21 protein-coding genes are annotated in these 22,420 nt (G+C 59.3%); 4 read left to right on the top strand and 17 right to left on the bottom strand.

What is annotated here, in order from left to right:
• Nucleotides 1–39 precede the first annotated feature (39 nt).
• The 4 genes from garD to kdgD form a co-directional block, all read right to left on the bottom strand.
• Entirely contained in the window at nt 40–1,593 is a 1,554-nt protein-coding gene (garD, locus tag KVH01_RS00275; protein WP_217880082.1) for a galactarate dehydratase, read from the bottom strand.
• A 10-nt stretch (nt 1,594–1,603) separates the two neighbouring features.
• Entirely contained in the window at nt 1,604–2,968 is a 1,365-nt protein-coding gene (locus KVH01_RS00270; protein WP_217880081.1) for an MFS transporter, read from the bottom strand.
• 178 nt (nt 2,969–3,146) lie between these two features.
• A complete protein-coding gene (locus tag KVH01_RS00265) occupies nt 3,147–4,592 on the bottom strand; it encodes an aldehyde dehydrogenase family protein (RefSeq protein WP_217880080.1) in 1,446 nt (481 codons plus the stop codon).
• 54 nt (nt 4,593–4,646) lie between these two features.
• Complete coding sequence (kdgD, locus tag KVH01_RS00260; protein WP_043048557.1) at nt 4,647–5,558, bottom strand: 5-dehydro-4-deoxyglucarate dehydratase; 912 nt, start codon at nt 5,556–5,558, stop codon at nt 4,647–4,649.
• Nucleotides 5,559–5,793: 235 nt separating this feature from the next.
• Here kdgD and KVH01_RS00255 point away from each other — a divergent pair, with 235 nt between their 5' ends.
• On the top strand, nt 5,794–6,951 hold the full coding sequence (locus KVH01_RS00255; protein ID WP_217880079.1) for a phospholipase: 1,158 nt from the start codon (nt 5,794–5,796) through the stop codon (nt 6,949–6,951).
• A gap of 161 nt (nt 6,952–7,112) precedes the next feature.
• Here KVH01_RS00255 and KVH01_RS00250 read toward each other — a convergent pair whose 3' ends face one another.
• The 8 genes from KVH01_RS00250 to rplM form a co-directional block, all read right to left on the bottom strand.
• Complete coding sequence (locus KVH01_RS00250; protein ID WP_043048554.1) at nt 7,113–7,862, bottom strand: FadR/GntR family transcriptional regulator; 750 nt, start codon at nt 7,860–7,862, stop codon at nt 7,113–7,115.
• A 159-nt stretch (nt 7,863–8,021) separates the two neighbouring features.
• The gene (locus KVH01_RS00245) at nt 8,022–8,441 is read right to left on the bottom strand and encodes a ClpXP protease specificity-enhancing factor (protein ID WP_043048553.1); all 420 of its coding nucleotides are present in this window, start codon (nt 8,439–8,441) and stop codon (nt 8,022–8,024) included.
• Nucleotides 8,442–8,458: 17 nt separating this feature from the next.
• Nucleotides 8,459–9,076, bottom strand: a complete 618-nt coding sequence (locus KVH01_RS00240) for a glutathione S-transferase N-terminal domain-containing protein (protein ID WP_005784778.1) — start codon at nt 9,074–9,076, stop codon at nt 8,459–8,461.
• Between the two features lie 148 nt (nt 9,077–9,224).
• Nucleotides 9,225–10,004, bottom strand: a complete 780-nt coding sequence (locus tag KVH01_RS00235; protein ID WP_005784777.1) for a cytochrome c1 — start codon at nt 10,002–10,004, stop codon at nt 9,225–9,227.
• The gene (locus tag KVH01_RS00230; protein ID WP_003188526.1) at nt 10,004–11,215 is read right to left on the bottom strand and encodes a cytochrome b; all 1,212 of its coding nucleotides are present in this window, start codon (nt 11,213–11,215) and stop codon (nt 10,004–10,006) included. The genes KVH01_RS00235 and KVH01_RS00230 overlap by 1 nt, the downstream gene beginning before the upstream one ends.
• Complete coding sequence (gene petA / locus KVH01_RS00225; RefSeq protein ID WP_043048551.1) at nt 11,215–11,808, bottom strand: ubiquinol-cytochrome c reductase iron-sulfur subunit; 594 nt, start codon at nt 11,806–11,808, stop codon at nt 11,215–11,217. The genes KVH01_RS00230 and petA overlap by 1 nt, the downstream gene beginning before the upstream one ends.
• Before the next feature lie 267 nt (nt 11,809–12,075).
• Nucleotides 12,076–12,468 (bottom strand): 30S ribosomal protein S9, encoded by a 393-nt coding sequence (gene rpsI / locus KVH01_RS00220; RefSeq protein ID WP_002555064.1) that lies wholly within the window; start codon nt 12,466–12,468, stop codon nt 12,076–12,078.
• A 14-nt stretch (nt 12,469–12,482) separates the two neighbouring features.
• Entirely contained in the window at nt 12,483–12,911 is a 429-nt protein-coding gene (gene rplM, locus KVH01_RS00215; RefSeq protein ID WP_003171742.1) for a 50S ribosomal protein L13, read from the bottom strand.
• 249 nt (nt 12,912–13,160) lie between these two features.
• Here rplM and KVH01_RS00210 point away from each other — a divergent pair, with 249 nt between their 5' ends.
• Nucleotides 13,161–14,201: an NADP(H)-dependent aldo-keto reductase gene (locus tag KVH01_RS00210; RefSeq protein WP_217880078.1), complete on the top strand. Its 1,041-nt coding sequence runs from the start codon at nt 13,161–13,163 to the stop codon at nt 14,199–14,201.
• Between the two features lie 127 nt (nt 14,202–14,328).
• Here the strand turns inward: KVH01_RS00210 and KVH01_RS00205 are convergent, their stop codons facing one another.
• Complete coding sequence (locus tag KVH01_RS00205) at nt 14,329–15,465, bottom strand: acyl-CoA dehydrogenase family protein (protein WP_217880077.1); 1,137 nt, start codon at nt 15,463–15,465, stop codon at nt 14,329–14,331.
• Nucleotides 15,466–15,685: 220 nt separating this feature from the next.
• Between KVH01_RS00205 and KVH01_RS00200 the strand changes: the two genes are divergently transcribed.
• Nucleotides 15,686–16,606 (top strand): GlxA family transcriptional regulator, encoded by a 921-nt coding sequence (locus tag KVH01_RS00200; RefSeq protein ID WP_200893569.1) that lies wholly within the window; start codon nt 15,686–15,688, stop codon nt 16,604–16,606.
• A 130-nt stretch (nt 16,607–16,736) separates the two neighbouring features.
• Here KVH01_RS00200 and zapE read toward each other — a convergent pair whose 3' ends face one another.
• From zapE to KVH01_RS00185, 3 genes are all read right to left on the bottom strand, one after another.
• Entirely contained in the window at nt 16,737–17,831 is a 1,095-nt protein-coding gene (gene zapE, locus KVH01_RS00195) for a cell division protein ZapE (protein ID WP_043048545.1), read from the bottom strand.
• A gap of 79 nt (nt 17,832–17,910) precedes the next feature.
• Nucleotides 17,911–19,266 (bottom strand): tryptophan--tRNA ligase, encoded by a 1,356-nt coding sequence (locus KVH01_RS00190; RefSeq protein WP_217880076.1) that lies wholly within the window; start codon nt 19,264–19,266, stop codon nt 17,911–17,913.
• 16 nt (nt 19,267–19,282) lie between these two features.
• Complete coding sequence (locus KVH01_RS00185) at nt 19,283–19,912, bottom strand: alpha/beta hydrolase (protein ID WP_217880075.1); 630 nt, start codon at nt 19,910–19,912, stop codon at nt 19,283–19,285.
• Nucleotides 19,913–20,058: 146 nt separating this feature from the next.
• On the opposite strand from KVH01_RS00185, the gene KVH01_RS00180 reads away from it, so the two are divergent.
• Nucleotides 20,059–20,496 carry a YhcB family protein gene (locus KVH01_RS00180; protein WP_003171734.1) on the top strand — a complete coding sequence of 146 codons (438 nt, stop codon included), beginning with the start codon at nt 20,059–20,061 and terminating at the stop codon, nt 20,494–20,496.
• Between the two features lie 190 nt (nt 20,497–20,686).
• Here KVH01_RS00180 and KVH01_RS00175 read toward each other — a convergent pair whose 3' ends face one another.
• Nucleotides 20,687–22,411: an ABC transporter ATP-binding protein/permease gene (locus KVH01_RS00175; RefSeq protein WP_217880074.1), complete on the bottom strand. Its 1,725-nt coding sequence runs from the start codon at nt 22,409–22,411 to the stop codon at nt 20,687–20,689.
• Nucleotides 22,412–22,420 lie beyond the last annotated feature (9 nt).

Below are 22,420 nucleotides of genomic sequence, written 5' to 3'. Positions count from 1 at the left end.
TGTGAGAGGGGGCTTGCTCCCGATGCAGGCGACTCGGTCTCAGGTAATCGGCGCCGGGTTGAACAGCGTGATGTCGTTATGCAGCTTATGATGCTCCGCCCACGTCTGCTTCCTGCCACTGGCCACGTCCAGGTAGAAGTGAAACAACTCCCAGCCCAGCTCCTCGATGCTCGCGCGCCCGGTGGCAATGCGCCCGGCGTCGATATCGATCAGGTCCGGCCAGCGCTGGGCCAGCTCAGTGCGGGTCGACACCTTAACCACCGGCGCCATCGCCAACCCGTAGGGCGTGCCGCGCCCGGTTGTGAACACATGCAGGTTCATCCCGGCCGCCAGTTGCAAAGTACCGCACACGAAATCACTGGCCGGTGTAGCGCAGAAGATCAGCCCTTTGCCCTTGAAACGCTCACCCGGGCCGAGCACGCCATTGATCGCGCTGCTGCCGGATTTGACGATAGAGCCCAAGGACTTCTCGACGATATTCGACAGACCACCCTTCTTGTTCCCCGGGGTGGTATTGGCGCTGCGGTCCGCTTCGCCCTTGGCCAGGTAACGATCATACCAATCCATTTCCCTGACCAGCTCACGGGCGACGTCCTCGTTCTGCGCGCGTGACGTCAGCAGGTAAATCGCGTCGCGCACTTCCGTCACTTCGGAGAACATTACCGTCGCCCCAGCCCGCAGCAGCAGGTCAGAGGCATACCCCAGCGCCGGGTTGGCGGTGATGCCGGAAAACGCATCACTGCCGCCACACTGCATGCCCAGGATCAGCTCCGAGGCCGGCACGGTTTCCCGGCGGCGCAGGTCGAGTTTTTTCAAACGCACTTCGGCCAGTTCCATGATCTGTTCGATCATTTCGGTAAAACCGTGACTGGAGTCCTGCAAGCGGTACAGCCATGGCTCGCTCAGGTCCACGGAGCTGTCGTTGTCGTGCATCACCTGCCCGGCCTGCAGTTTCTCGCAGCCCAGGCTGATCACCAGGGCTTCGCCGCCCAGGTTCGGGTTACGTGCCAGGTTACGTACAGTACGGATCGGGATATAGGCATCCGTCGCCGTGATCGCCACGCCGCAGCCGTAGCTGTGAGTCAGTGCCACTACATCATCGACATACGGGTATTTGGGCAGCAACTCATCCTTGATGCGCTTGACTGCATGGTCCAGCACACCGGTAACGCACTGCACGGTGGTGGTGATGCCGAGGATATTGCGCGTGCCCACCGTGCCATCGGCATTGCGATAGCCCTCAAAGGTAAACCCCTCCAGCGGTGCCTGGGTTTCCGGTACTTCGGTGGACAGCGGAAGGCTGTCCAGGGGCGGCGCGGTAGGCATGCGCAGCTGATCCTCCTGCACCCAACTGCCACGGGGTATTGGCGCCAAGGCATAACCGATGATCTGGCCGTAGCGAATGATCCGGCCGCCCTCGGGGATATCTTCCAGGGTCACCTTGTGGCTCTGGGGAATAAAGTCCACGGTGACCAGGCCGTCGGGAAATTCAGTGCCCGCCGGCACGCCCTGGTCGTTCACCACGATCACTACGTTGTCGCGCTCGTGCAAACGGATCGAGCGCGGCGAGTCGGCATGTTCAATCAACTGCATCACACGAACCTCAGGAATGCGCTTGGGAAAGGTTGGTCAACTCCGGGCCTTTGGTGGGTGGCTCCTTGAGCACCACGCGCTTGATCGGGCCGACAATCACCAGGTAGCTGAACACTGCCACCAGGGCGTTGGCACCAACAAACACCAGGGCCCATTTGAACGAGCCAGTGGTGCTGATGATGTAGCCGATCACGATCGGCGTGGTGATCGAAGCCAGGTTACCGAAGGTGTTGAACAAGCCACCACTGAGGCCGGCGATCTGTTTCGGCGAGGTGTCCGACACCACCGCCCAACCCAGTGCGCCAACGCCTTTACCGAAGAAGGCCAGCGCCATGAAGCCCACGACCATCCATTCAACATCGACGTAGTTACACGCAATGATGCTGCTGGACACCAGCAGGCCCGCAATGATCGGCGCCTTGCGGGCAAAAGTCAGCGAGTGGCCCTTGCGCAGCAGGTAATCGGAAATCACCCCGCCCAGCACGCCGCCGATAAAGCCGCAGATCGCCGGCAACGAGGCGATGAAACCAGCCTTGAGGATGGTCATGCCACGGTCTTGCACCAGGTACACGGGGAACCACGTCAGGAAGAAGTAAGTGATGCCGTTGATGCAGTACTGGCCCAGATAAACGCCGAGCATCATGCGATTAGTCAGCAATTGCCGGATGTAATCCCACTTCGGCCCGTCGGTTTTCTTACCCTTGCCCTTGTCCTGGTCCATATCAACCATCGCGCCATTGGCCGCGATGTGATTGAACTCAGCTTCGTTGATCATCGGATGCTGGCGCGGGCTGTGGATAACTTTAAGCCATATCAGCGAGAAAATGATGCCGATCACGCCCATCACGATAAACACGTGCTGCCAGCCGAAGCGATAGACGATCCAGCCCATCAGCGGCGCGAACAACACCGTGGCGAAGTATTGCGCCGAGTTGAAGATCGCTGATGCGGTGCCACGTTCAGCCGTTGGAAACCACGCTGCAACGATACGGGCATTGCCCGGAAACGAGGGGGCCTCGGCCAGGCCCACCATAAAGCGCAGCATGAACAGCGCGACTACGGCGGTGGAAACGCCAAATTCACCGACATAGCCTTGCAGCACGGTAAACAAGGACCAAGTGAAAATGCTCAGGGCATAGACTTTTTTCGAGCCGAAGCGATCGAGCAGCCAGCCGCCGGGGATTTGCCCGGCAACGTAGGCCCAACCGAAAGCGGAAAAGATATAACCGAGGGTGACCGCGTCGATGCCGAGGTCTTTTTGCAGGCTGGAACCGGCGATGGCGATGGTGGCCCGGTCGGCGTAGTTGATCGTGGTCACCAGGAACAGCATGAGCAGGATCAAATAGCGGACATGGGTCGGCTTGGTCGCTTGCATGTAGAAGTACTCCCACTAATTATTTTTTTTGCGGGTAATAGTTATGTATTGCTGGGTACCGTCCCCTGTAGGAGCAAGCTTGCTCGCGAAAAACTCGCAGGCTCCGCGTACATCCTGAATGCGCGCGTAATCGTTGACGTTCTTCGCGAGCAAGCCCGCTCCTACAGTGAAACCGGTATTACGAACCGATGTAGCTGGTTTTCACCACGGTGTAGAACTCTTGCGCATAGCGACCTTGTTCACGCGAACCGTAGGATGAGCCCTTACGGCCGCCAAACGGAACGTGATAATCCACACCCGCAGTCGGCAGGTTGACCATCACCATCCCGGCCTGGGAGTGGCGCTTGAAGTGGTTGGCGTATTTCAACGAGGTGGTGGCGATCCCCGCCGACAGGCCGAACTCGGTGTCGTTGGCCATGGCCAGTGCCGCTTCGTAGTCCGCCACGCGTACCACATTGGCCACCGGGCCGAAGATTTCTTCGCGGCTGATACGCATGGCGGCTTCGCTGTCGGCAAACAATGTCGGCGCCAGGTAATAGCCTTCGGTGTCGCAGGTCACCAGGCCACCGCCGCTCACCAGCCGCGCACCTTCGCTTTGGCCAATGTCGATGTATTTCAGGTCCTGGTCCAACTGGGCCTGGGAAACCACCGGGCCGATGTCGGTGCCGCTTTGCAGCGCGTGGCCGACCTTGATCGACCGCATGCGCTCGGCCATGGCCGCAACAAACTGGTCGTGAATACCCGCAGTGACAATCAAGCGGCTCGACGCGGTGCAACGCTGGCCGGTGGAGTAAAACGCGCTCTGTACCGACAGCTCGACAGCCTGCTTGAGGTCGGCGTCATCGAGGATAATCTGCGGGTTCTTGCCGCCCATTTCCAATTGCACCTTGGCCTGGCGCGATACACAGCTGACGGCGATCTGACGGCCCACGCCAACGGAGCCGGTGAAACTGATGCCATCGACCTTCGGGCTGTTGACCAACACATCGCCAACCACACGGCCGCTGCCCATTACCAGGTTGAACACGCCCGCCGGGAAACCGGCTCGGGAGATGATTTCCGCCAGGGCCCAGGCACAACCCGGCACCAGTTCGGCGGGCTTGATCACCACGCAATTGCCGTAGGCCAGGGCCGGGGCGATCTTCCACGCGGGGATGGCAATCGGAAAGTTCCACGGGGTGATCAGGCCGACCACACCAAGGGCTTCACGAGTGACTTCAACGTTGACGCCCGGGCGTACCGACGGCACGTAATCACCCGACAGGCGCAGGCATTCACCGGCGAAGAACTTGAAGATATTGCCGGCGCGGGTCACTTCGCCGATGGCCTCGGGCAGGGTCTTGCCCTCTTCACGGGCCAGCAGGGTGCCGAGTTCTTCACGACGGGCGAGGATTTCGCTGCCGACTTTGTCCAGGGCATCGTGGCGCGCCTGGATGCCGGAAGTCGACCAGCCCGCGAACGCGGCGCGGGCGGCGTCGATGGCCGTGTTGACTTGGGCCACATCCGCCTTGGCATAGTCGCCAATGACATCGGACACATCCGACGGGTTGATATTGACGCAGTAATCGGCGCCGGTCACCCATTCGCCGTTGATGTAGTTCTCAAAACGCTGTGCTTGGGACACGAATCTTCTCCTGACGCAAAAGGCCGCTGATTGCTCAGCGGCCTTGTGGATAATTTACTGCGGGCCTTGCTTGTCGATCAGCGCGGCCAGGGCTTCATACTCTTCGGGCAGCAGGTCAGTGAGCGGCGTGCGCACCGGCCCGGCGTCATAACCGACGATTTTCGCACCGGCCTTGACGATGCTCACCGCGTAACCGGCCTTGCGGTTACGGATATCCAGGTACGGCAGGAAGAAGTCATCGATGATCTTGCCAACGGTGGCGTGATCTTCGCGGGCAATGGCGTGGTAGAAATCCATCGCGGTTTTGGGGATGAAGTTGAACACTGCCGAGGAGTACACCGGAACCCCCAGGGCCTTGTAGGCCGCGGCGTAAACCTCTGCAGTCGGCAGGCCGCCGAGGTAGCTGAAACGGTCGCCGAGGCGACGACGGATAGACACCATCAACTCGATATCACCCAAGCCATCCTTGTAGCCGATCAGGTTCGGGCAGCGCTCGGCCAGGCGTTCCAGCAGCGGCGCGGTCAGGCGGCAGACATTGCGGTTGTAGACCACAACACCGATCTTGACCGACTTGCACACTGCTTCAACATGGGCGGCGACCCCGTCCTGGCTGGCTTCGGTGAGGTAGTGTGGCAGCAGCAGCAAGCCTTTGGCACCGAGGCGTTCGGCCTCTTGGGCGTACTCGATGGCCTGACGGGTCGCACCGCCCACACCGGCCAGGATCGGCACACTGGTGGCGCAGGTATCAACAGCGGTTTTTACCACTTGGGAGTATTCACTGGCGGCGAGAGAGAAAAATTCACCGGTGCCGCCCGCTGCAAACAAGGCGGTGGCGCCATAAGGGGCCAGCCATTCCAGGCGCTTGATATAGCCCGCCTGGTGGAAATCACCCTGGGCAGTGAAATCGGTCACCGGGAAAGACAGCAGACCGTGGGAGAGGATGGACTTCAGTTCTTGTGGATTCATTATTCGAACACCCTGGGCGAAGACTTTCTAACGAAAGGTTGTTGTTGATTTTTAATGTCGTACGTCATCGTACAACTATAAAAAGATTCGTCAACTGCAATTCATCGCGGCTCATCGCAAAGCCGGCACGCTTAACAATGCTTCTTGACGTAGGAAATTTCTCCTTTATGCTCAGGGTAGCTGTATATATATACAGCTAACAAGGAAGATTCCTACGACATAGCAAGGAGCTAACATGTCAGGTCTAGAACTCGCTGCACCAGAAAAACAGTTGCCGTCCTTACGTTTCGAAGGGGGTGAACACACCGCCATCGGCGATGAAACCCTGCTTCGCTTCGCCAAGGACGCGCCGGCAACTCCTGCGTACCAAGTCGAGCTGCACCTGCCCAACGGACTCGCGCTGACCTACGGCCAAATGATTGCCCTGGGCGGCGATTTCTATGGCATTCCGGGTCAAGCGATCAGCGATGGCGCCTCCCCTGCCGAGCGCGTGCAACGTTTCACTGCCGCCTTCAACTCTCTGGCAGTGCTACCCGCCTCCCGGGAAGAAGCCCACAAGATCCTGGCGGTGATGCAAAAGGAGATTGCCGCAGTCAAGCAGGCGATCAAGGATGGCAAGCAGCCCCACGAAGCCTATGACGCCTTGGGTGATACGTTGTCCGAGGAGTGGAATCGCATCACCGGCGGCGGCAGCGCTGTTTCAGCCCTCTTCCCACTGGGGCGCTACCTGAAACTAGCGGCGGACAATGCCGACCACTTCGGCGAGTGGGCCCTGTCGGCGTACCTGGCCGGCCACACAGCGGCACTGCAACAGGCCCTAGCGGCTCATCAAACCGGCACCGACCAGGCCCTTGAGCTGGCTTATGCAATGAACAGCTTTGCTGATCATTTCTTGACTGACCTGTTTTCCGCCGGCCACCTGCGCGTACCGCGCAAGCAACTGGCAGCGGTAGTGACGCCGGGTGAACTCGGCTCGCTGATCAGCCGCTTCATGCACGATGAAGACAGCAAGTTCGGGCTCAAGGTGCGCAATGCCATGGGGGATCAATGGCATGCCTATGGGGATAAACGCTACTTCGATGACATCGACGCGGACAACCGCGTGCAGGTCAAACGGGCGGTACAGGCCTCGGCGGATGAAATCTTCGAAACCTTCATCAGCGGTATCGCGCCCTCCCCGGCTGAGTTCAAGGCACCGCTGTATGTGCCCGACTTGAACGCGGCACAAAACCCGGCGAATAACTTCTCGCCATTGTTCAAGATGGAGGGAGACAAGGTGCTGCGGCGCAAGGACGTCAATGACCTGAACGACAAGCACTGGACCAATGATTGGTGGGGTTGGAGTACATATTTGTTGCTCAAGGACTACAAGCCCAATCAACCCACCAGCTAAGTCGCCGCAATACTCCAGGCAATGGAGATCAACTGTGGGAGGGGGCTTGCTCCCGATAGCGGCGGGTCAACCGACATCAATGTTTGCTGGGCCGACGTCTTCGCGGGCAAGTCGAATCGTCGCACCGCCCCTCCCACATTTGGATCGCGGCGAACCAGCCTTCAACCTCGCTGCGCCTCGGCCTCTTCATGGGCATGGCGCAGCCGCTCACGGCTATTGGTCAAATGCAGACGCATGGCCGCACGTGCCGCATCCGAATCCTGGCGGGCAATCGCCTCATAAATTTCTTCGTGTTCGCGACTCAGGCGGCTCATGTAGTGCTGTTGGTCATCATGGGCCAGGCGCGCTGAGTTCAGGCGCGTGCGTGGAATGATGCTGGTGCCCAGGTGGGTCATGATGTCGGTGAAGTAACGGTTGCCGGTAGACAACGCAATTTCCAGATGGAAGGCAAAGTCCGAAGCCACCGCATCGCCGGCATGGGCCGCGCTTTCGTTCAGGGCATCGAGGGCCGCACGCATGGCCGCCAGCTGTGCATCACTGCGACGCAAGGCTGCTAGGCCCGCAGACTCCACTTCAAGGCTGATACGCAGCTCCAGGATCGCCAGCACATCACGCAAGGTCACCACGGTGGCCGGGTCAATGCGGAAACCGCTGGGGCTTGGCGTGTCCAGCACAAAGGTGCCGATACCGTGACGGGTTTCTACCTGCCCCGCCGCTTGCAGACGCGAGATGGCTTCGCGCACCACAGTGCGGCTGACGCCATGGGCGTCCATGATTGCCGACTCGGTGGGCAGCTTGTCGCCTCGTTTGAGCTGGCCGTCGCGGATCTGCTCGGACAACACCGTGACCAATTCCTGGGCAAGGCTGCGACGCTTGCGGGGAAGACGTGGAGCGGCGCTGGAGTTTTCCATGATGAACCATCTTTCTCGGCGAACTAAAGACCGCATCATAGCCCATGGTGGTTGTACGATCACCGTTCCGGCGCGACTTTCATCCATATCCTTCGCGCAAAAAAAATGCCCCGACAGCAGTCGAGGCATTTTTCACATGGGCCTGGAGGCGTAATCCGCCTACTTCACCACTTTCAAGCTCGGCCGACCGCTAGGGCGCGGCGGCTCGGTATCCGGTGGCGGCACATCATCACCGCCTTCACCTTCGATCGTTTCGGCGTCCTCGAAAGGCGACTCCAGATCGAACACCATGCCTTGGCCATTTTCCCGGGCATAGATCCCGAGGATGGCACCAATTGGCACGAACAGCGTATGGGGCACACCGCCGAAACGCCCTTCGAAGCTCACCGCTTCGTTGTCCATGTGCAGGTGGCGCACGGCACTGGGCGACACGTTCAGCACGATTTGTCCGTCACTGGCAAAACCCTGCGGTACCTGAACCGCAGGAAATTCGGAATTGACCAGCATGTGCGGGGTGCAATCGTTGTCCACAATCCACTCATAGAGCGCGCGGACCAGGTAAGGTCGACTGGAGTTCATCAACGGCTCCTTAAGCCTTAGCGCATATCGCGTTCGACACCAGACAGACTCGCCTGGAAAGCCTCACGCGCAAACTGGCGCTCCATGTAATCAAGCAACGGCTTGGCCGGCCGTGGCAGTTCAATGCCCAGAATCGGCAAGCGCCAGAGTATGGGTAATAGGCAGCAATCCACCAAGCTTTGTTCCTCACTGAGGAAAAAAGGTTTGTCGGCGAACAACGGCGAAACGCCGGTCAGGCTCTCGCGCAGTTCCTTGCGCGCCTGCACCCGAGCGGCTTCTTTGGAACGCGAATCGAGAATCACATCCACCAGCCCGCACCAGTCGCGCTGGATCCGATGAATCAGCAGACGGCTGTTGGCACGCGCCACCGGGTACACCGGCAGCAAAGGCGGATGAGGGTAACGCTCATCCAAGTATTCCATCACCACGGTTGACTCCCACAACGCCAGGTCACGATCAACCAGGGTGGGCAAGCTGCCGTAAGGGTTCACTTCGATCAGTTTCGGCGGATGACGGCCCGCCTCCACACTGATGATCTCGGCGCTGACACCCTTCTCTGCGAGCACGATGCGTACTCGGTGGGAATAGTGGTCGGCGGGGTCGGAGTAACAGGCCAACCGATTGGTCACGCCCATGGCGGTCCTCCTCGCTTGTTGAAATTATCGAAAGCTCAAAAACGAGCGCGCCCAGAGAGCATCCCTGTAACGTCCGGTTCAACCGGTCGCTACGTGTTCAGAGATGCCGCTGGGCGCGCAAGATTAACAGCAATTGCTTACGGTTGGATCAATGCACATCCTTCCAGTATTCGCGCTTGAGCAGATAAGCGAATACGAAGAAGAAAGCCAGGTACAGCAAGACGTACGTACCAATGCGCTGGTGCTGCAGTTTGACCGGATTGGCCGAGTAGGCCAGGAAGGTCACCAGGTTCTTGACCTTCTCGTCGAACTGCTCTTCGTTCAGCGTACCGGTCTTGGGCACGATGGTCAGTTGATCACACGCTTCATGGGTCAGAGGCGTGCCGGTCAGCGGATCATATTGCTTCTTGCCGTCTTCAACGACCTGAACCTGCTTGCATCCTACCACCTGGCGACCCTGCAAGCCGACCAGAACGTTCGGCATGCCGACATTCGGGAAGACTTTGTTGTTTACGCCGTAGGGGCGCGCGGGGTCTTCATAGAAGGATTTCAGGTAGCCGTAGAGCCAGTCGGTGCCGCGCACGCGGGCCACCAGGGTGAGGTCGGGCGGTGCGGCGCCGAACCAGGTCTTGGCGTCGGCCGGTTGCATGCCGATGTTCATGTGGTCGCCGATCTTCGCACCGGTGAACACCGCGTGGCTGAGCATCACTTCATGGGGGATGCCCAGGTCATCAGCGACACGCTCGTAACGTTGGAACTTGGCGCTGTGGCACCCCATGCAGTAGTTGGTGAAGGTCCGCAGCCCATCCTGCATGGCGGCTTTGTCAGACACATCGATATCGACTTTTTCCAGCTGCGCGCCATGCTCGGCGGCGAAGGACAGTAGCGGCAGGGCCGCAAGCACGAATGCAACGAATAACTTTTTCATCAGCCAGTCACCCTTTCCGGAACCGGTTTGGTCTTCTCGAGCCGGGTATAGAACGGCATCAGAATGAAGTAGGCGAAGTACAGGAAGGTGCAGACCTGCGACAGCAACGTACGCTCAGGGGTTGGCGCCAATACGCCGAGTACGCCCAGGATCACGAACGAGATGCAGAACACCCACAGCCAAATCTTGCTCAGCCAGCCTTTGTAGCGCATCGACTTGACCGGGCTACGGTCCAGCCATGGCAGCACGAACAGCACCGCGATGGCTGCGCCCATGGCGATCACGCCCATCAGCTTGTCAGGGATGGCGCGCAGGATCGCGTAGAACGGCGTGAAGTACCACACCGGCGCAATGTGCTCGGGAGTCTTGAAGGCGTTGGCCTGCTCGAAGTTAGGCTTCTCGAGGAAATAACCGCCCATCTCCGGGAAAAAGAACACGATCGAGCAGAACACGAACAGGAACACCACTACGCCGACAATGTCTTTGACGGTGTAGTAAGGGTGGAATGGAATGCCGTCGAGCGGGATGCCGTTCTCGTCCTTGTGCTTCTTGATGTCCACGCCATCTGGGTTGTTGGAGCCCACTTCGTGCAGCGCCAGGATGTGCAGCACCACCAGGCCGAGGATCACGATCGGCAGGGCCACCACGTGCAGGGCGAAGAAGCGGTTCAGGGTAATGCCCGAGATCAGGTAGTCACCGCGGATCCACTGGGTCAGGTCGTTGCCGATCACCGGGATCGCACCGAACAGCGAGATGATCACCTGGGCGCCCCAGTACGACATCTGGCCCCACGGCAGCAGGTAACCCATGAAGGCTTCGGCCATCAGCGCCAGGTAGATCAGCATGCCGAACACCCACACCAGCTCGCGTGGCTTCTGGTACGACCCGTAGAGCAGGCCCCGGAACATGTGCAGGTAGACGACGATAAAGAACGCTGACGCGCCAGTGGAGTGCAGCAGGCGCAGGATCGAGCCGTACTCGACGTCACGCATGATGTATTCAACGGAAGCGAACGCCTCCTCCGCCGACGGGGTATAGCTCATCGTCAGCCACACGCCGGTGACGATCTGGTTGACCAGCACCAACAGAGCCAGGGAGCCGAAGAAGTAGAAAAAGTTGAAGTTCTTTGGCGCGTAATACTTGCTGAGATGGTCTTCCCACATTTTAGTGGCGGGGAAGCGCGCATCCACCCAATCCATGAACTTGCTCATCACGCGTTCTCCTTGTCGAGGCCAATGACTATGAGGTCGTCAGTTTCGTAGGTATGCGGAGGCACAGGCAGGTTCAAGGGTGCGGGCTGGGACTTGTAGACGCGGCCGGCGAGGTCGTAGTGGGAACCATGGCACGGGCAGAAATAACCGCCGACCCAGTCCTTGCCCAGATCGACAGGGGCCACTTCCGGGCGGAAGGTAGGCGAGCAACCCAGGTGGGTACACAGACCGACCAGCAGCAGAATCTCTGGCTTGATCGAACGTACTTCGTTCTTGGCGTAGGCGGGCTGGTCGGAATTTTCGGATTGCGGGTCAGACAACTGGCCCTCGATCTTCTTCAGATTCCCCAGGATTTCCTCGGTACGACGAACGATGAATACCGGTTGGCCGCGCCACTCAGCAATCATCTGCTGGCCTGGCTCGATCTTGCTGACATTCACCTTCACCGGTGCACCTGCGGCTTTCGCCTTGGCACTGGGAAACCATGACCCCACGAACGGGACCGCAGCCCCCACCGCTCCTGCAGCACCCACCACGGATGTGGCTGCTACCAAGAAGCGACGCCGGCCTGCATTCACGCCGTCATTGCTCATTCAGTCCTCTCCCATCAGCTTTTTTGGCCTGTTAAATCAGGCGTCTACTAAGTGTTGAAACTTTACTTATAAAAATTTTGACGGATGGTAATGAAAAGCCCCACGTATGACAAGGGAATTGCCCGGGCCTCCGCCCCCAGGCCTTGTAGTATAGGGGGTCTACGGATGTGGCAAGTTGTCACGCACAAATTTATGTATAAATCGCAGGCAATAAAAAACGCCCAGCTCCGTGAGGAGGCTGGGCGTTTTTGTGGAACGTAAAGCGAATTAACGCTTCGAGTACTGCGGACGCTTACGCGCTTTACGCAGACCGACTTTCTTACGTTCAACTTCACGAGCATCGCGAGTCACGAAGCCAGCTTTGCGCAGAGCGCCACGCAGGGTTTCGTCGTACTGCATCAGAGCGCGAGTGATGCCGTGGCGGATTGCGCCAGCTTGACCACTTACACCGCCACCGATAACGGTGACGTAGATGTCGAACTTTTCAACGGTCTCGGTCAATTCCAGCGGCTGACGAACTACCATGCGGGCAGTTTCGCGACCGAAGAAGTTGTCCAGGGAGCGGTTGTTGATCGAGATGTTACCAGTGCCCGGACGCAGGAAAACGCGTGCGGTTGCGGTTTTGCGACGGCCAGTGCCGTAATTTTGAGTCGCCGACATAATGAACTATTCCGTTAAAACTTCAGTTCTTGGGGCTGCTGAGCAGCATGAGGGTGTACAGCGCCCGCATAGACTTTCAGCTTGCGAAACATATCGCGACCCAGTGGGCCCTTCGGCAGCATGCCTTTGACCGCGATTTCGATCGGGGCTTCAGGCTTCTTGGAGATCAGGCCTTCAAAGTTGGAAGACTTGATACCACCTGGGAAACCGGAGTGACGGTAGTACATTTTGTCTTGCGCTTTGTTGCCGGTAACACGTACCTGCTCAGCGTTGATGATCACGATGTAGTCACCGGTGTCAACGTGAGGGGTGTACTCAGGCTTGTGCTTGCCACGCAGACGGCTGGCGACTTCAGTGGCCAGACGACCCAGGGTCTGACCAGCGGCGTCGACGACAAACCAGTCGCGCTGAACTGTTTCCGGTTTTGCAGTAAAAGTTGTCATTCTTTAATAGCCTCAGGGGCCGCCCTGTAAATTAGACGGCGGATCTTACTGAATAGTGCTTACTTTGACAAGTCAAAGGCAGCCGGATACAGACGCTATCGGGGGCTCGGGTCGGCGCGTCCGTTCAACGGCAAGATTCTTCGGCAGACGGCGCATCACTTCCACTGCAGAAAGAGGTGGGCAATTATGCAGATTGCGAAAAAAAATTCAACCTGCTTTTATGATTGTTTTCCCCCGAAGGAGTACCCGATGGATTACCGACAGCTGGGCCGCACCGATCTGAACGTCAGCGCGATTGCCTTGGGCACCATGACCTGGGGCGAGCAGAACAGCGAGGCAGAGGCCTTCGCGCAGATCGAACGGGCCAAGGCCGCAGGGATCAACTTTCTCGATACTGCGGAAATGTACCCGGTACCGCCCAAGGCCGACACCTACGCCACCACCGAGCGCTACATCGGCAATTACTTCAAAAGCCGTGGCGACCGCGCCGACTGGGTCCTCGCCAGCAAGATCGCCGGCCCCGGCAACACCATCGACTACATCCGCGATGGCTACCTGCGCCACAACCGCAAGCACATTACCCAAGCCCTGGACGCCAGCCTCAAGCGCCTGCAAACCGACTGGATCGACCTCTACCAACTGCACTGGCCGGAGCGCAGCACCAACTTCTTCGGCCAGTTAAGCTACAAGCACAAGGACGAAGACGACCTCACCCCCCTGGAGGAAACCCTCGAGGCCCTGGATGAGCAGGTCAAGGCCGGCAAGATCCGCCACATCGGCCTGTCCAACGAAACCCCGTGGGGCACCATGAAGTTCCTCGCCCTGGCCGAAGCCCGCGGCTGGCCCCGTGCGGTGTCGATCCAGAACCCCTATAACCTGCTCAACCGCAGCTTCGAGGTGGGCCTGGCGGAAATCGCCATTCGTGAGCAGTGCGGCTTGCTGGCGTATTCCCCACTGGCGTTCGGCATGCTCAGCGGCAAGTACGAAGGCGGCGCACGGCCGGCCAAGGCGCGCCTGACCGAGTACAGCCGCTTCAGCCGCTATTTCAACTCGCAGTCGGAAGCGGCGTGCAGCCGCTATGTGGAATTGGCGCGGGAACATGGCCTGGACCCGGCGCAGATGGCGCTGGCGTTTGTGACGCAGCAGCCGTTTGTGACCAGCAATATTATTGGGGCCACCACGCTTGCGCAGTTGGATAGCAACATTGCCAGTGCCGAGCTGAAACTGTCGAAAGAGGTGTTGGAGGGGATTGAGGCGATTCAGAAGGATCATCCAAACCCGGCACCTTGATTGACCTTTAGGCCGCTATCGGGAGCAAGCCCCCTCCCACATTTGGCTTATGAACCCAATCAAATGTGGGAGGAGCGGTGCGACGATTCGACTTGCTCCTGATGAGGCCATCAGTACCACCACAAGATCAAAGCGCCCGCGCAATAATCTCCTTCATGATCTCATTGGTTCCCGCATAAATGCGCTGCACCCGCGCATCCGCCCAGGCCCGGGCAATCGGGTATTCCCACATGAAGCCGTAGCCGCCGTGCAACTGCACGCACTCATCGAGCACCTTGCATTGCAGGTCCGTGGCCCAATACTTGGCCATCGCCGCGGTAGGCACATCCAGCTTGCCTTCCAGGTGCAACGCCATGCACTTATCGACAAACACGCGGCCGATCTGAATCTCGGTGGCCATCTCCGCCAGCTTGAAGCGAGTGTTCTGGAAATCGGCAATCGCCTTGCCGAACGCCTTGCGCTCGCGGGTGTAGTCCAGGGTCCAGTGCAACGCCGCTTCGGCTGAAGACAGTGCACCTATCGCCACGGTCAAACGCTCCTGGGGCAGCTCCTGCATCAGGTACGCAAAGCCCATACCGGCCTGGCCCAGCAAGTTTTCCTTGGGCACCCGCACGTCCTGGAAGAACAGCTCCGAGGTGTCCTGGGCCTTCATGCCGACTTTCTCCAGACGCTTGCCCTTGTCGAAGCCTGGCGTGCCGGCTTCCACCAGGAACAGGCTGGTGCCCTTGGCGCCGGCCTTGGGGTCGGTCTTGGCCACCACGACCACCAGGTCGGCCAGGTAGCCGTTGGTGATAAAGGTCTTGGAGCCATTGATCACATACTCATCACCGTCCAGCACCGCCGTGGTCTTGACCCCTTGCAGGTCGGAACCGGCGCCCGGCTCGGTCATGGCAATAGCCGTGACCATCTCCCCGGAAATCAGCTTGGGCAGGTACTTCTGTTTCAGTGCTTCACTGCCGTAATGCAGGATATAGGGCGCAACGATATCCGAATGCAGGGAAAAGCCGATGCCGGTCAAACCAAGACGACTGATCTCTTCGATCACCACCGCGCTGTAGAGAAAGTCCGCGCCCAGGCCGCCATACTCCTCCGGCAGGTGGGAGCACAGCATGCCCGCCTCTCCCGCCTTGCTCCACAGGCTACGGTCGATGTAGCCCTGCTTTTCCCATTGGCCATGGAAGGGAGCAGCATGTTTGTCGAGGAAGGCACGCACGCTCTCGCGGAAGAGTTCGTGCTCCTGGCTGAACAAGGTTCTGGGGATCATGGGTCACCTGCATGGATTGTCGGACAAGGATGAGCCCACAGAGCCTATGCCCCGACGGCGTCACGGGACACTGGACACATGCGACAAAAAATAAGACGATCCAGCCGTCTGGTGACCACTTTCCCCTATAAGAATAAATGAAATTATGTCTAACCAAATCTCCACGCCCTTGCGGCGCGTCAGCATTTTGGCCATTGATCGGGTATTCGCTTCAACCCTGATGCAAGCCAAGGATTTCTTCCATCTCGCCAGCCTGCGTTACGGCAAACAGCAGGGCCTGGGCCTGACCCCAGGGTTCGATACGCGCCTGGTCAGCCCCGACGGGCAATCAGTGCGCAGCTTCAGTGATGTGATAATGCCAGTGGACGGCGGCCTGGAAGACGCCGACATCATCGTATTGCCGGCGTTCTGGGACGACTTCGACGCCCTGTGCACCCGCTACCCGCAAGTGCTGCCGTGGCTACGCGAACAACATGCCCGCGGCGCCGTGCTCTGCGGCGAAGCCACCGGCGTGTTCTGGCTGGCAGAAGCCGGGTTGCTCGATGGCAAGGAGGCAACCACCTACTGGCGGTTCTTCACTGCCTTCAGCGAGCGCTTCCCCAAGGTCCAGCTCAATCAGGACAAGCACCTCACCGATGCCGACAACCTGTATTGCGCCGGCGGCACCACTTCGGCCTGCGACCTCTACATCTATCTGATCGAACGTTTCTGCGGTGCCAGCATTGCCCAGGCCGTGGCCCGCGACATCCTCTATGAGGTGCAGCGCAGCTATTCACCGGGACGGATCGGTTTTGGTGGGCAGAAGCTGCACCAGGACGTGATTATCCTGCAGATCCAGCACTGGCTCGAAGAACATTTTGCCGACAAGTTCCGCTTCGAAGACGTCGCCCGGGAGCACGGCATGAGCATCCGCAACTTCATGCGGCGCTTCCAGACCGCTACCGGCGACAAGCCGCTGCATTACCTGCAACGGCTGCGTATCGAGACGGCAAAAGGCCTGCTCTCGGGCAGCCGCAAGAGCATCAAGACCATCAGCTATGAGGTGGGTTACGACGATGCGAGTTTCTTTGCGCGCTTGTTCAGGCAGCACACGGAGCTGTCGCCGAACCAGTATCGGCAGCAGTTCCAGCAAGCCGCATAACTCCAGTCAGACACAGGGCAAATGTGGGAGGGGGCTTGCTCCCGATTGCGGTGGGTCAGTCACCTCTACAGTGACTGACACTCCGCAATCGGGAGCAAGCCCCCTCCCACATTGGATCTCCATAGGTCTTTTAGGGTTTGTGTCCGCGCGACAGGAATTCGTGGGACTGCATTTCGAGCAGGCGGCTCAAGGTGCGCTGGAACTCGAAGTTCAAGCGACCACCGGTATACAGGTCCTTGAGCTCCACCTCCGCCGAGATGATCAACTTGACGTTACGGTCGTAGAACTCATCGACCATGTTGATAAACCGTCGGGCGATATCGTCCGTGGCAACGCCCATCTGCTCGACGCCGCTCAAGATCACCGCGTGGAAAATCTTGCCCAGCTCGATGTAGTCGTTCTGGCTACGCGGGCCGTCGCACAGTTGGCGGAACTCGAACCAGGCCACGTCATCGCAGGTGCGCAACGCGATGATTTCGCGGTTCTCGATCATCAGCTTGTCGTTTTCCACCGCCTGGGTGCATTCCGGGGTCAGAGCGCGGAAGCTCTTTTTCAGGCTTTCGTGCGCTGCGTCGTTCAGCGGGAAGTGGAACAGCTCGGCTTGCTCCAGGTGACGCAGGCGGTAGTCGACACCGCTGTCGACGTTGACGATATCGGTGTTCTGCTTGATCAGCGCGATGGCCGGCAGGAAGCGCGCACGCTGCAGGCCGTCCTTGTACAGGCCGTCGGGCACGATGTTCGAGGTGGCGACCAGGGTCACGCCGTTCTTGAACAACTCTTCCATCAAGGTGCCGAGGATCATGGCGTCGGTGATGTCGGAGACGAAGAACTCATCGAAGCAGATCACCCGTGCTTCCTGGGAGAAGCGCTTGGCGATGATGGTCAGCGGGTTTTTCTCGCCCGGCAGGGTCTTCATCTCTTCGTGCACGCGCTTCATGAAGCGGTGGAAGTGGGTACGGACCTTTTCCTTGAATGGCAGCGCTTCGAAGAAGGTGTCCACCAGGTAAGTCTTGCCCCGGCCGACGCCACCCCAGAAATACAGGCCCTTGACCGGTGTGTGGTCTTTCTTGCCAAACAGCTTGCTGAACATCCCTGGCTTGCTCTGCGAGGCCGCGACGAGGTCGTCGTACAGGCGCTGCAAATGACGCACGGCATTTTCCTGGGCCGCGTCATGGAAGAATTCAGGGCGTTTCAGATCAGCTTGATATCGTTCTAGGGGCGTCATAATTTCGTTAGCAAGGCAACAAAAACGGGCCGTCACTGTAACGACGGCCCTGGATAATGGCAATCAACCCTTGGTCGGGTTAATCCTCGGTTGGGGTCAAGGCCGCGCGCAAGGCGGCGATGGCGGCATCGCGGGAGCCGGCATCGGCGAACGCTGCGCTATCGGCCACTGCTGCACCGTCCAGCCAAACGCAGAAGCCCTGGGCCTCAGTGCGTACATCCAGCGCGTCGCCGCTTTGCAATTGCTTGGTCACCGCACCTGCGGCCTTGCCGTCGGCAAAGTTGCGCGACAGCAGCAGTTGCTCGCCGTCAGCCGCCAACAGGCGGAAGCGGAAACTGCCGTCCTCTTCGCGAAAGCTTACAAAGCGTGCGGCTTTCGCGGCTTTCTTTTTAGTGCTGACCGGCGCTGCCGCCTGGTTGACGAACGAACGCAGGCCCACGGCTTCGCGCAGCTCGGCCAGGAACGGTGCCGCCACGGCGCGGGCTTTCTTGGCGCCGATCAGCAGCAGGTCTTCCATGTCCGACGGGCGCGACATCAGCTGATGGTAACGCTCACGGGCTTCGCCGAGCTGGCCGTCCAGCAACTGGAACAGACGGTTCTTCGCCTCGCCCCAACCCAGGCCTTGCAGCAGCTCGCCACGAAATTCCTGTTCCTGGGCCTTGGTGGCAAACGCCTGGTACAGGGTGAACAGGTGCGAATTGTCCGGGTCCTTGGCTTCGCCTGGGGCGCGCGAATCAGTGACGATCCGCGAGATCGCGTCTTTCATGTCCTTGGCGCTGGTGAACAACGGGATGGTGTTGTCGTAGCTCTTGGACATCTTGCGGCCATCCAGGCCCGGCAAGGTGGCGACGCTTTCTTCGATCAGCGCCTCGGGCATGGTGAAGAATTCCTTACCATTGCCAAACAGGTGGTTGAAGCGCTGGCCGATGTCGCGGGCCATTTCCACGTGCTGGATCTGGTCGCGACCGACCGGCACCTTGTGCGCGTTGAACATCAGGATGTCTGCCGCCATCAGCACCGGGTAGCTGTACAGGCCCATGCTGATGCCCGCATCCGGGTCTTCGCCGCTTTCCACGTTCTTGTCCACCGACGCCTTGTAGGCGTGGGCGCGGTTGAGCAAGCCCTTGGCGGCGACGCAGGTCAGCAGCCAGGTCAGCTCGGGGATTTCGGGGATGTCGGACTGGCGGTAGAAGGTCACCCGGTTCACATCCAGGCCACCGGCCAGCCAGGTCGCGGCGATTTCCATGCGCGAGCGCTGGATGCGCTGCGGGTCATCGCACTTGATCAGGGCATGGTAGTCGGCCAGGAAGTAAAAGGAATCGGCATTGGCATCTTCGCTGGCAAGGATCGCCGGGCGAATCGCACCTGCATAGTTGCCCAAGTGCGGCGTGCCGGTGGTGGTGATGCCGGTGAGGATACGGGTACGGGTCGTCATGGGGGATCGCTTGTCATCAATTCGAAAGACGTGGCAGCACCAGATCCTTGAGATCGGTCAGCTTGCCATGAAAAAAGTGTCCGCATTCTGCCACTTTCAGAAGCTCGTGGGGGCGTTTCAGGGCGGCAGACCAGTCGTAGACCAACTGCGGATCAACCACTTCGTCGCTTTCCGGCTGGATCAGGGTCAATGGGCAGCCTTGAGGCAGCACATCCGCATCGCCCAGGCGCATCACAGCGGCGGCCACCATGAACAGGTGCGCGAGTTTCTCGCCCTTGGCCTCCAAGCGGCCACCCAGACTGGCCGCGACGTAGCCGCCGAAGGAAAACCCCAGCAAGGTGATCGGCAGGTCCGGGTGCTTTTCACGCAGCCAGGTGGCGGCTGCTTCGGCATCGTCCACTTCACCGGCGGCCATATCGTGAGTACCGGCGCTGGCGCCGACACCACGATAGTTGAAACGCAATGTAATCAAACCGGCATCGCGGGCGGTGCGTTGCAGGGTCGAAACGACTTTATTGAGCATGGTCCCACCCTGCACCGGGTTAGGGTGGCAGACCAGCGCCAGGCCACGTGGCTCGGGGTGATCCAGGTACAAGGCTTCCAATTGGCCCACCGGGCCATCGATCAAAACGGGGGTTTCACGCATGAGCAAGGATGAACTCCGTGACCTCTCAAGGGGTCGACTCGTCTAGCTAAAAGTCTGTGCATGGCATCATTGCGAGCTTAATCGCGGTATACAGCGCAGGTCCGAGCCGTTAACGTAAAGCAAAGCCGTTTATAGAGGAAGGACTCGTGGAACACTCGCTCTTAGTTTGGTTGTTGCCGACTCTTGCCCTGGTTGCCGGTGTCGCCATTGGATTCCTGGTTGCTCGCTTGCTGCCGAATGCCGCGCCTAACCGCACGCAGCGTCAGCTGGATGACATCCAGGAACGTTTTGACAGTTATCAGAACGAGGTTGTTACCCACTTCAACAGCACCGCGACCCTGGTCAAGAAGCTCACCCAGAGCTACCAGGAAGTACAGGATCACCTCGCCGATGGCGCTAATCGCCTGGCCCTCGACGACATCACCCGCCAGCGCCTGCTGGCCGCGCTGCATTCCGATGCTCCGCAAACCCCACGGGAACGCCTGACCCCGCCGCGGGAAAACCAGGAGCCACCACGGGACTACGCGCCAAAGACGCCGAACGCCCCAGGCATGCTGGATGAGCATTACGGCTTGAAGAAGTAAGTCATCCTCAAGCAACAAAAAGCCCGGCCGATCATCGATCAGCCGGGCTTTTTTTTGGGCCCCACTTCAAGAACAATACAGATCAATGTGGGAGGGGGCTTGCTCCCGATAGCGGTGGGTCAGCCAATGCATCTGTTACTGACAGATCGCCATCGGGAGCAAGCCCCCTCCCACACTACCGAGCATGAGCTTAAGTAAGTTGTTGCTCCAGCAACCGCCCACCCTCGATCCGCACATGCCGCCCATGGAAGCGCTTGAGGCTGCTGCGATGGCCGACGCTGACTATGCTCAACCCCGGCAGCTCATCGATCAACGCCTGGTACAAGGTTGCCTCATCCTCTTCATCCATCGCCGAGGTTGCTTCATCCATGTACAGCCATTGCGGCGCGAACAACAATGCACGGGCAAAGGCCAGGCGCTGCTGCTCACCCGGTGAGAGCATGCGTTGCCAGTGGTTGGCTTCATCCAGCCGTGCGACCAGATGGGGCAGGCGACAGGTTTCCAGGACCTGTGCATAACGTTCTGGCGGATAGACTCCGTCGTCTTGCGGATAACTCAACACGGCCTTGAGCGTGCCAATCGGCAAGTAAGGCTTCTGCGGCAGGAACAGGTAGCGCGTCGCCGGCAGGCGAATGCTGCCATGACCGGCCGGCCACAGATGGCCCATCGCTCGCAGCAAGGTACTCTTGCCACTGCCGGAACGCCCGCTGAGCATTACGCGCTGACCAGGTTCCACCGTCATGTCGGCGTCACTGAGCAAATGACGACCATCGGCCAAGTCCATTCCAAGATCCTTTATCACCAGGCGCTCGCCTTCAGGGCGCACATCGATGGCCGGGGCACGTTGCTCATTGTCGCTCATGGCCTGCTGGAAGCTCAGCAGACGGTCACTGGTGGCACGCCATGTCGCCAGCTCCGAATAAGCGTTGATGAACCAGCTGAAGTTGTCCTGGACGTTGCCGAACGCCGAGTTGATTTGCATCAGCTCGCCCAGTTCGATCTTGCCAGCGAAGTAGCGTGGCGCAGCCACGATAAACGGAAAGATGATGGCGATCTGGCTGTAGCCGGCAGTGAAAAAGGTCAGGCGCTTGGACACCTTCATGATGTCCCAGAAGTTGTGCCAGACCTTGCCGAAACGTGTGCTCAGGCGCTGTCTTTCATTCGGTTCGCCGTTGTACAGGGCAATGCTCTCGGCATTCTCACGTACCCGCACCATGGAGAAACGCAAGTCCGCTTCGAAGCGCTGCTGCTGGTTGCTCAGGCCGATCAAGCGACGGCCGATCAAGTGCGTCAGCCAACTGCCCACGGCGGCGTACAGCAGCGCACACCAGAACATGTACCCAGGGATGGTGAAGCCAAATACTTCGATGCTGCCCGACACGCCCCAGAGGATGATCGAGAACGACACCAGGCTGACCACATTACGCAGCAATCCGAGGCCAAGGCTCAAGGTGCCGGAGGTGAAGTTATTGAGGTCTTCGGAAATCCGCTGGTCCGGGTTGTCGGTGTAGCCGCCCTGCTCCAACTGGTAGTAGTTCTTGTGGGCCAGCCAACGGGTGAAGTGTTGTTCGGTAAGCCAGGCACGCCAACGGATCGTCAGCATCTGGGTCAGGTAGAGACGGTAGACTGCACCGAGAATCGCTACTGCCGCAATGCCACCGAAATAGCCGATCAGTTGCCAGAAGGCCGCGGTGTCCTTCTTCTCCAGGGCGTTGTAGAAGTCCTTGTACCAATGGTTGATCCACACCGAGATCGCCACGCTGAACAGCGACAAGCCAATCACGGCCACCAGCAGCAACCACGCCCTGCCCTTCTCTTCGCTCCGCCAATAGGGCGTGATCATGGCCCAGGTTCGACGGAAGAATTGCCCACGCACTGCGTCGTTGACCGCGGAGTACTCAGCGTTCTGGTTCATTGTTCAGGC

Source organism: Pseudomonas khavaziana (genome assembly GCF_019145205.1).
Lineage (GTDB): Bacteria > Pseudomonadota > Gammaproteobacteria > Pseudomonadales > Pseudomonadaceae > Aquipseudomonas > Aquipseudomonas khavaziana.
Note: the sequence above shows the minus strand (reverse complement) of the source record. Positions and strands in the feature narration are given on the sequence as shown.

What these genes read in the sequence shown, in the direction of transcription:
- KVH01_RS00190 (WP_217880076.1), bottom strand. Translation starts at nt 19,266, where the DNA reads ATGACGACCCGTACCCGTATCCTCACCGGCATCACCACCACCGGCACG.
- KVH01_RS00270 (WP_217880081.1), bottom strand. Translation starts at nt 2,968, where the DNA reads ATGCAAGCGACCAAGCCGACCCATGTCCGCTATTTGATCCTGCTCATG.
- garD (WP_217880082.1), bottom strand. Translation starts at nt 1,593, where the DNA reads ATGCAGTTGATTGAACATGCCGACTCGCCGCGCTCGATCCGTTTGCAC.
- KVH01_RS00210 (WP_217880078.1), top strand. Translation starts at nt 13,161, where the DNA reads ATGGATTACCGACAGCTGGGCCGCACCGATCTGAACGTCAGCGCGATT.
- KVH01_RS00185 (WP_217880075.1), bottom strand. Translation starts at nt 19,912, where the DNA reads ATGCGTGAAACCCCCGTTTTGATCGATGGCCCGGTGGGCCAATTGGAA.
- KVH01_RS00240 (WP_005784778.1), bottom strand. Translation starts at nt 9,076, where the DNA reads ATGGGCGTGACCAATCGGTTGGCCTGTTACTCCGACCCCGCCGACCAC.
- KVH01_RS00200 (WP_200893569.1), top strand. Translation starts at nt 15,686, where the DNA reads ATGCAAGCCAAGGATTTCTTCCATCTCGCCAGCCTGCGTTACGGCAAA.
- KVH01_RS00235 (WP_005784777.1), bottom strand. Translation starts at nt 10,004, where the DNA reads ATGAAAAAGTTATTCGTTGCATTCGTGCTTGCGGCCCTGCCGCTACTG.
- petA (WP_043048551.1), bottom strand. Translation starts at nt 11,808, where the DNA reads ATGAGCAATGACGGCGTGAATGCAGGCCGGCGTCGCTTCTTGGTAGCA.
- KVH01_RS00230 (WP_003188526.1), bottom strand. Translation starts at nt 11,215, where the DNA reads ATGAGCAAGTTCATGGATTGGGTGGATGCGCGCTTCCCCGCCACTAAA.
- kdgD (WP_043048557.1), bottom strand. Translation starts at nt 5,558, where the DNA reads ATGAATCCACAAGAACTGAAGTCCATCCTCTCCCACGGTCTGCTGTCT.
- rplM (WP_003171742.1), bottom strand. Translation starts at nt 12,911, where the DNA reads ATGACAACTTTTACTGCAAAACCGGAAACAGTTCAGCGCGACTGGTTT.
- zapE (WP_043048545.1), bottom strand. Translation starts at nt 17,831, where the DNA reads ATGACGCCCCTAGAACGATATCAAGCTGATCTGAAACGCCCTGAATTC.
- KVH01_RS00175 (WP_217880074.1), bottom strand. Translation starts at nt 22,411, where the DNA reads ATGAACCAGAACGCTGAGTACTCCGCGGTCAACGACGCAGTGCGTGGG.
- KVH01_RS00205 (WP_217880077.1), bottom strand. Translation starts at nt 15,465, where the DNA reads ATGATCCCCAGAACCTTGTTCAGCCAGGAGCACGAACTCTTCCGCGAG.
- rpsI (WP_002555064.1), bottom strand. Translation starts at nt 12,468, where the DNA reads ATGTCGGCGACTCAAAATTACGGCACTGGCCGTCGCAAAACCGCAACC.
- KVH01_RS00250 (WP_043048554.1), bottom strand. Translation starts at nt 7,862, where the DNA reads ATGGAAAACTCCAGCGCCGCTCCACGTCTTCCCCGCAAGCGTCGCAGC.
- KVH01_RS00245 (WP_043048553.1), bottom strand. Translation starts at nt 8,441, where the DNA reads ATGAACTCCAGTCGACCTTACCTGGTCCGCGCGCTCTATGAGTGGATT.
- KVH01_RS00255 (WP_217880079.1), top strand. Translation starts at nt 5,794, where the DNA reads ATGTCAGGTCTAGAACTCGCTGCACCAGAAAAACAGTTGCCGTCCTTA.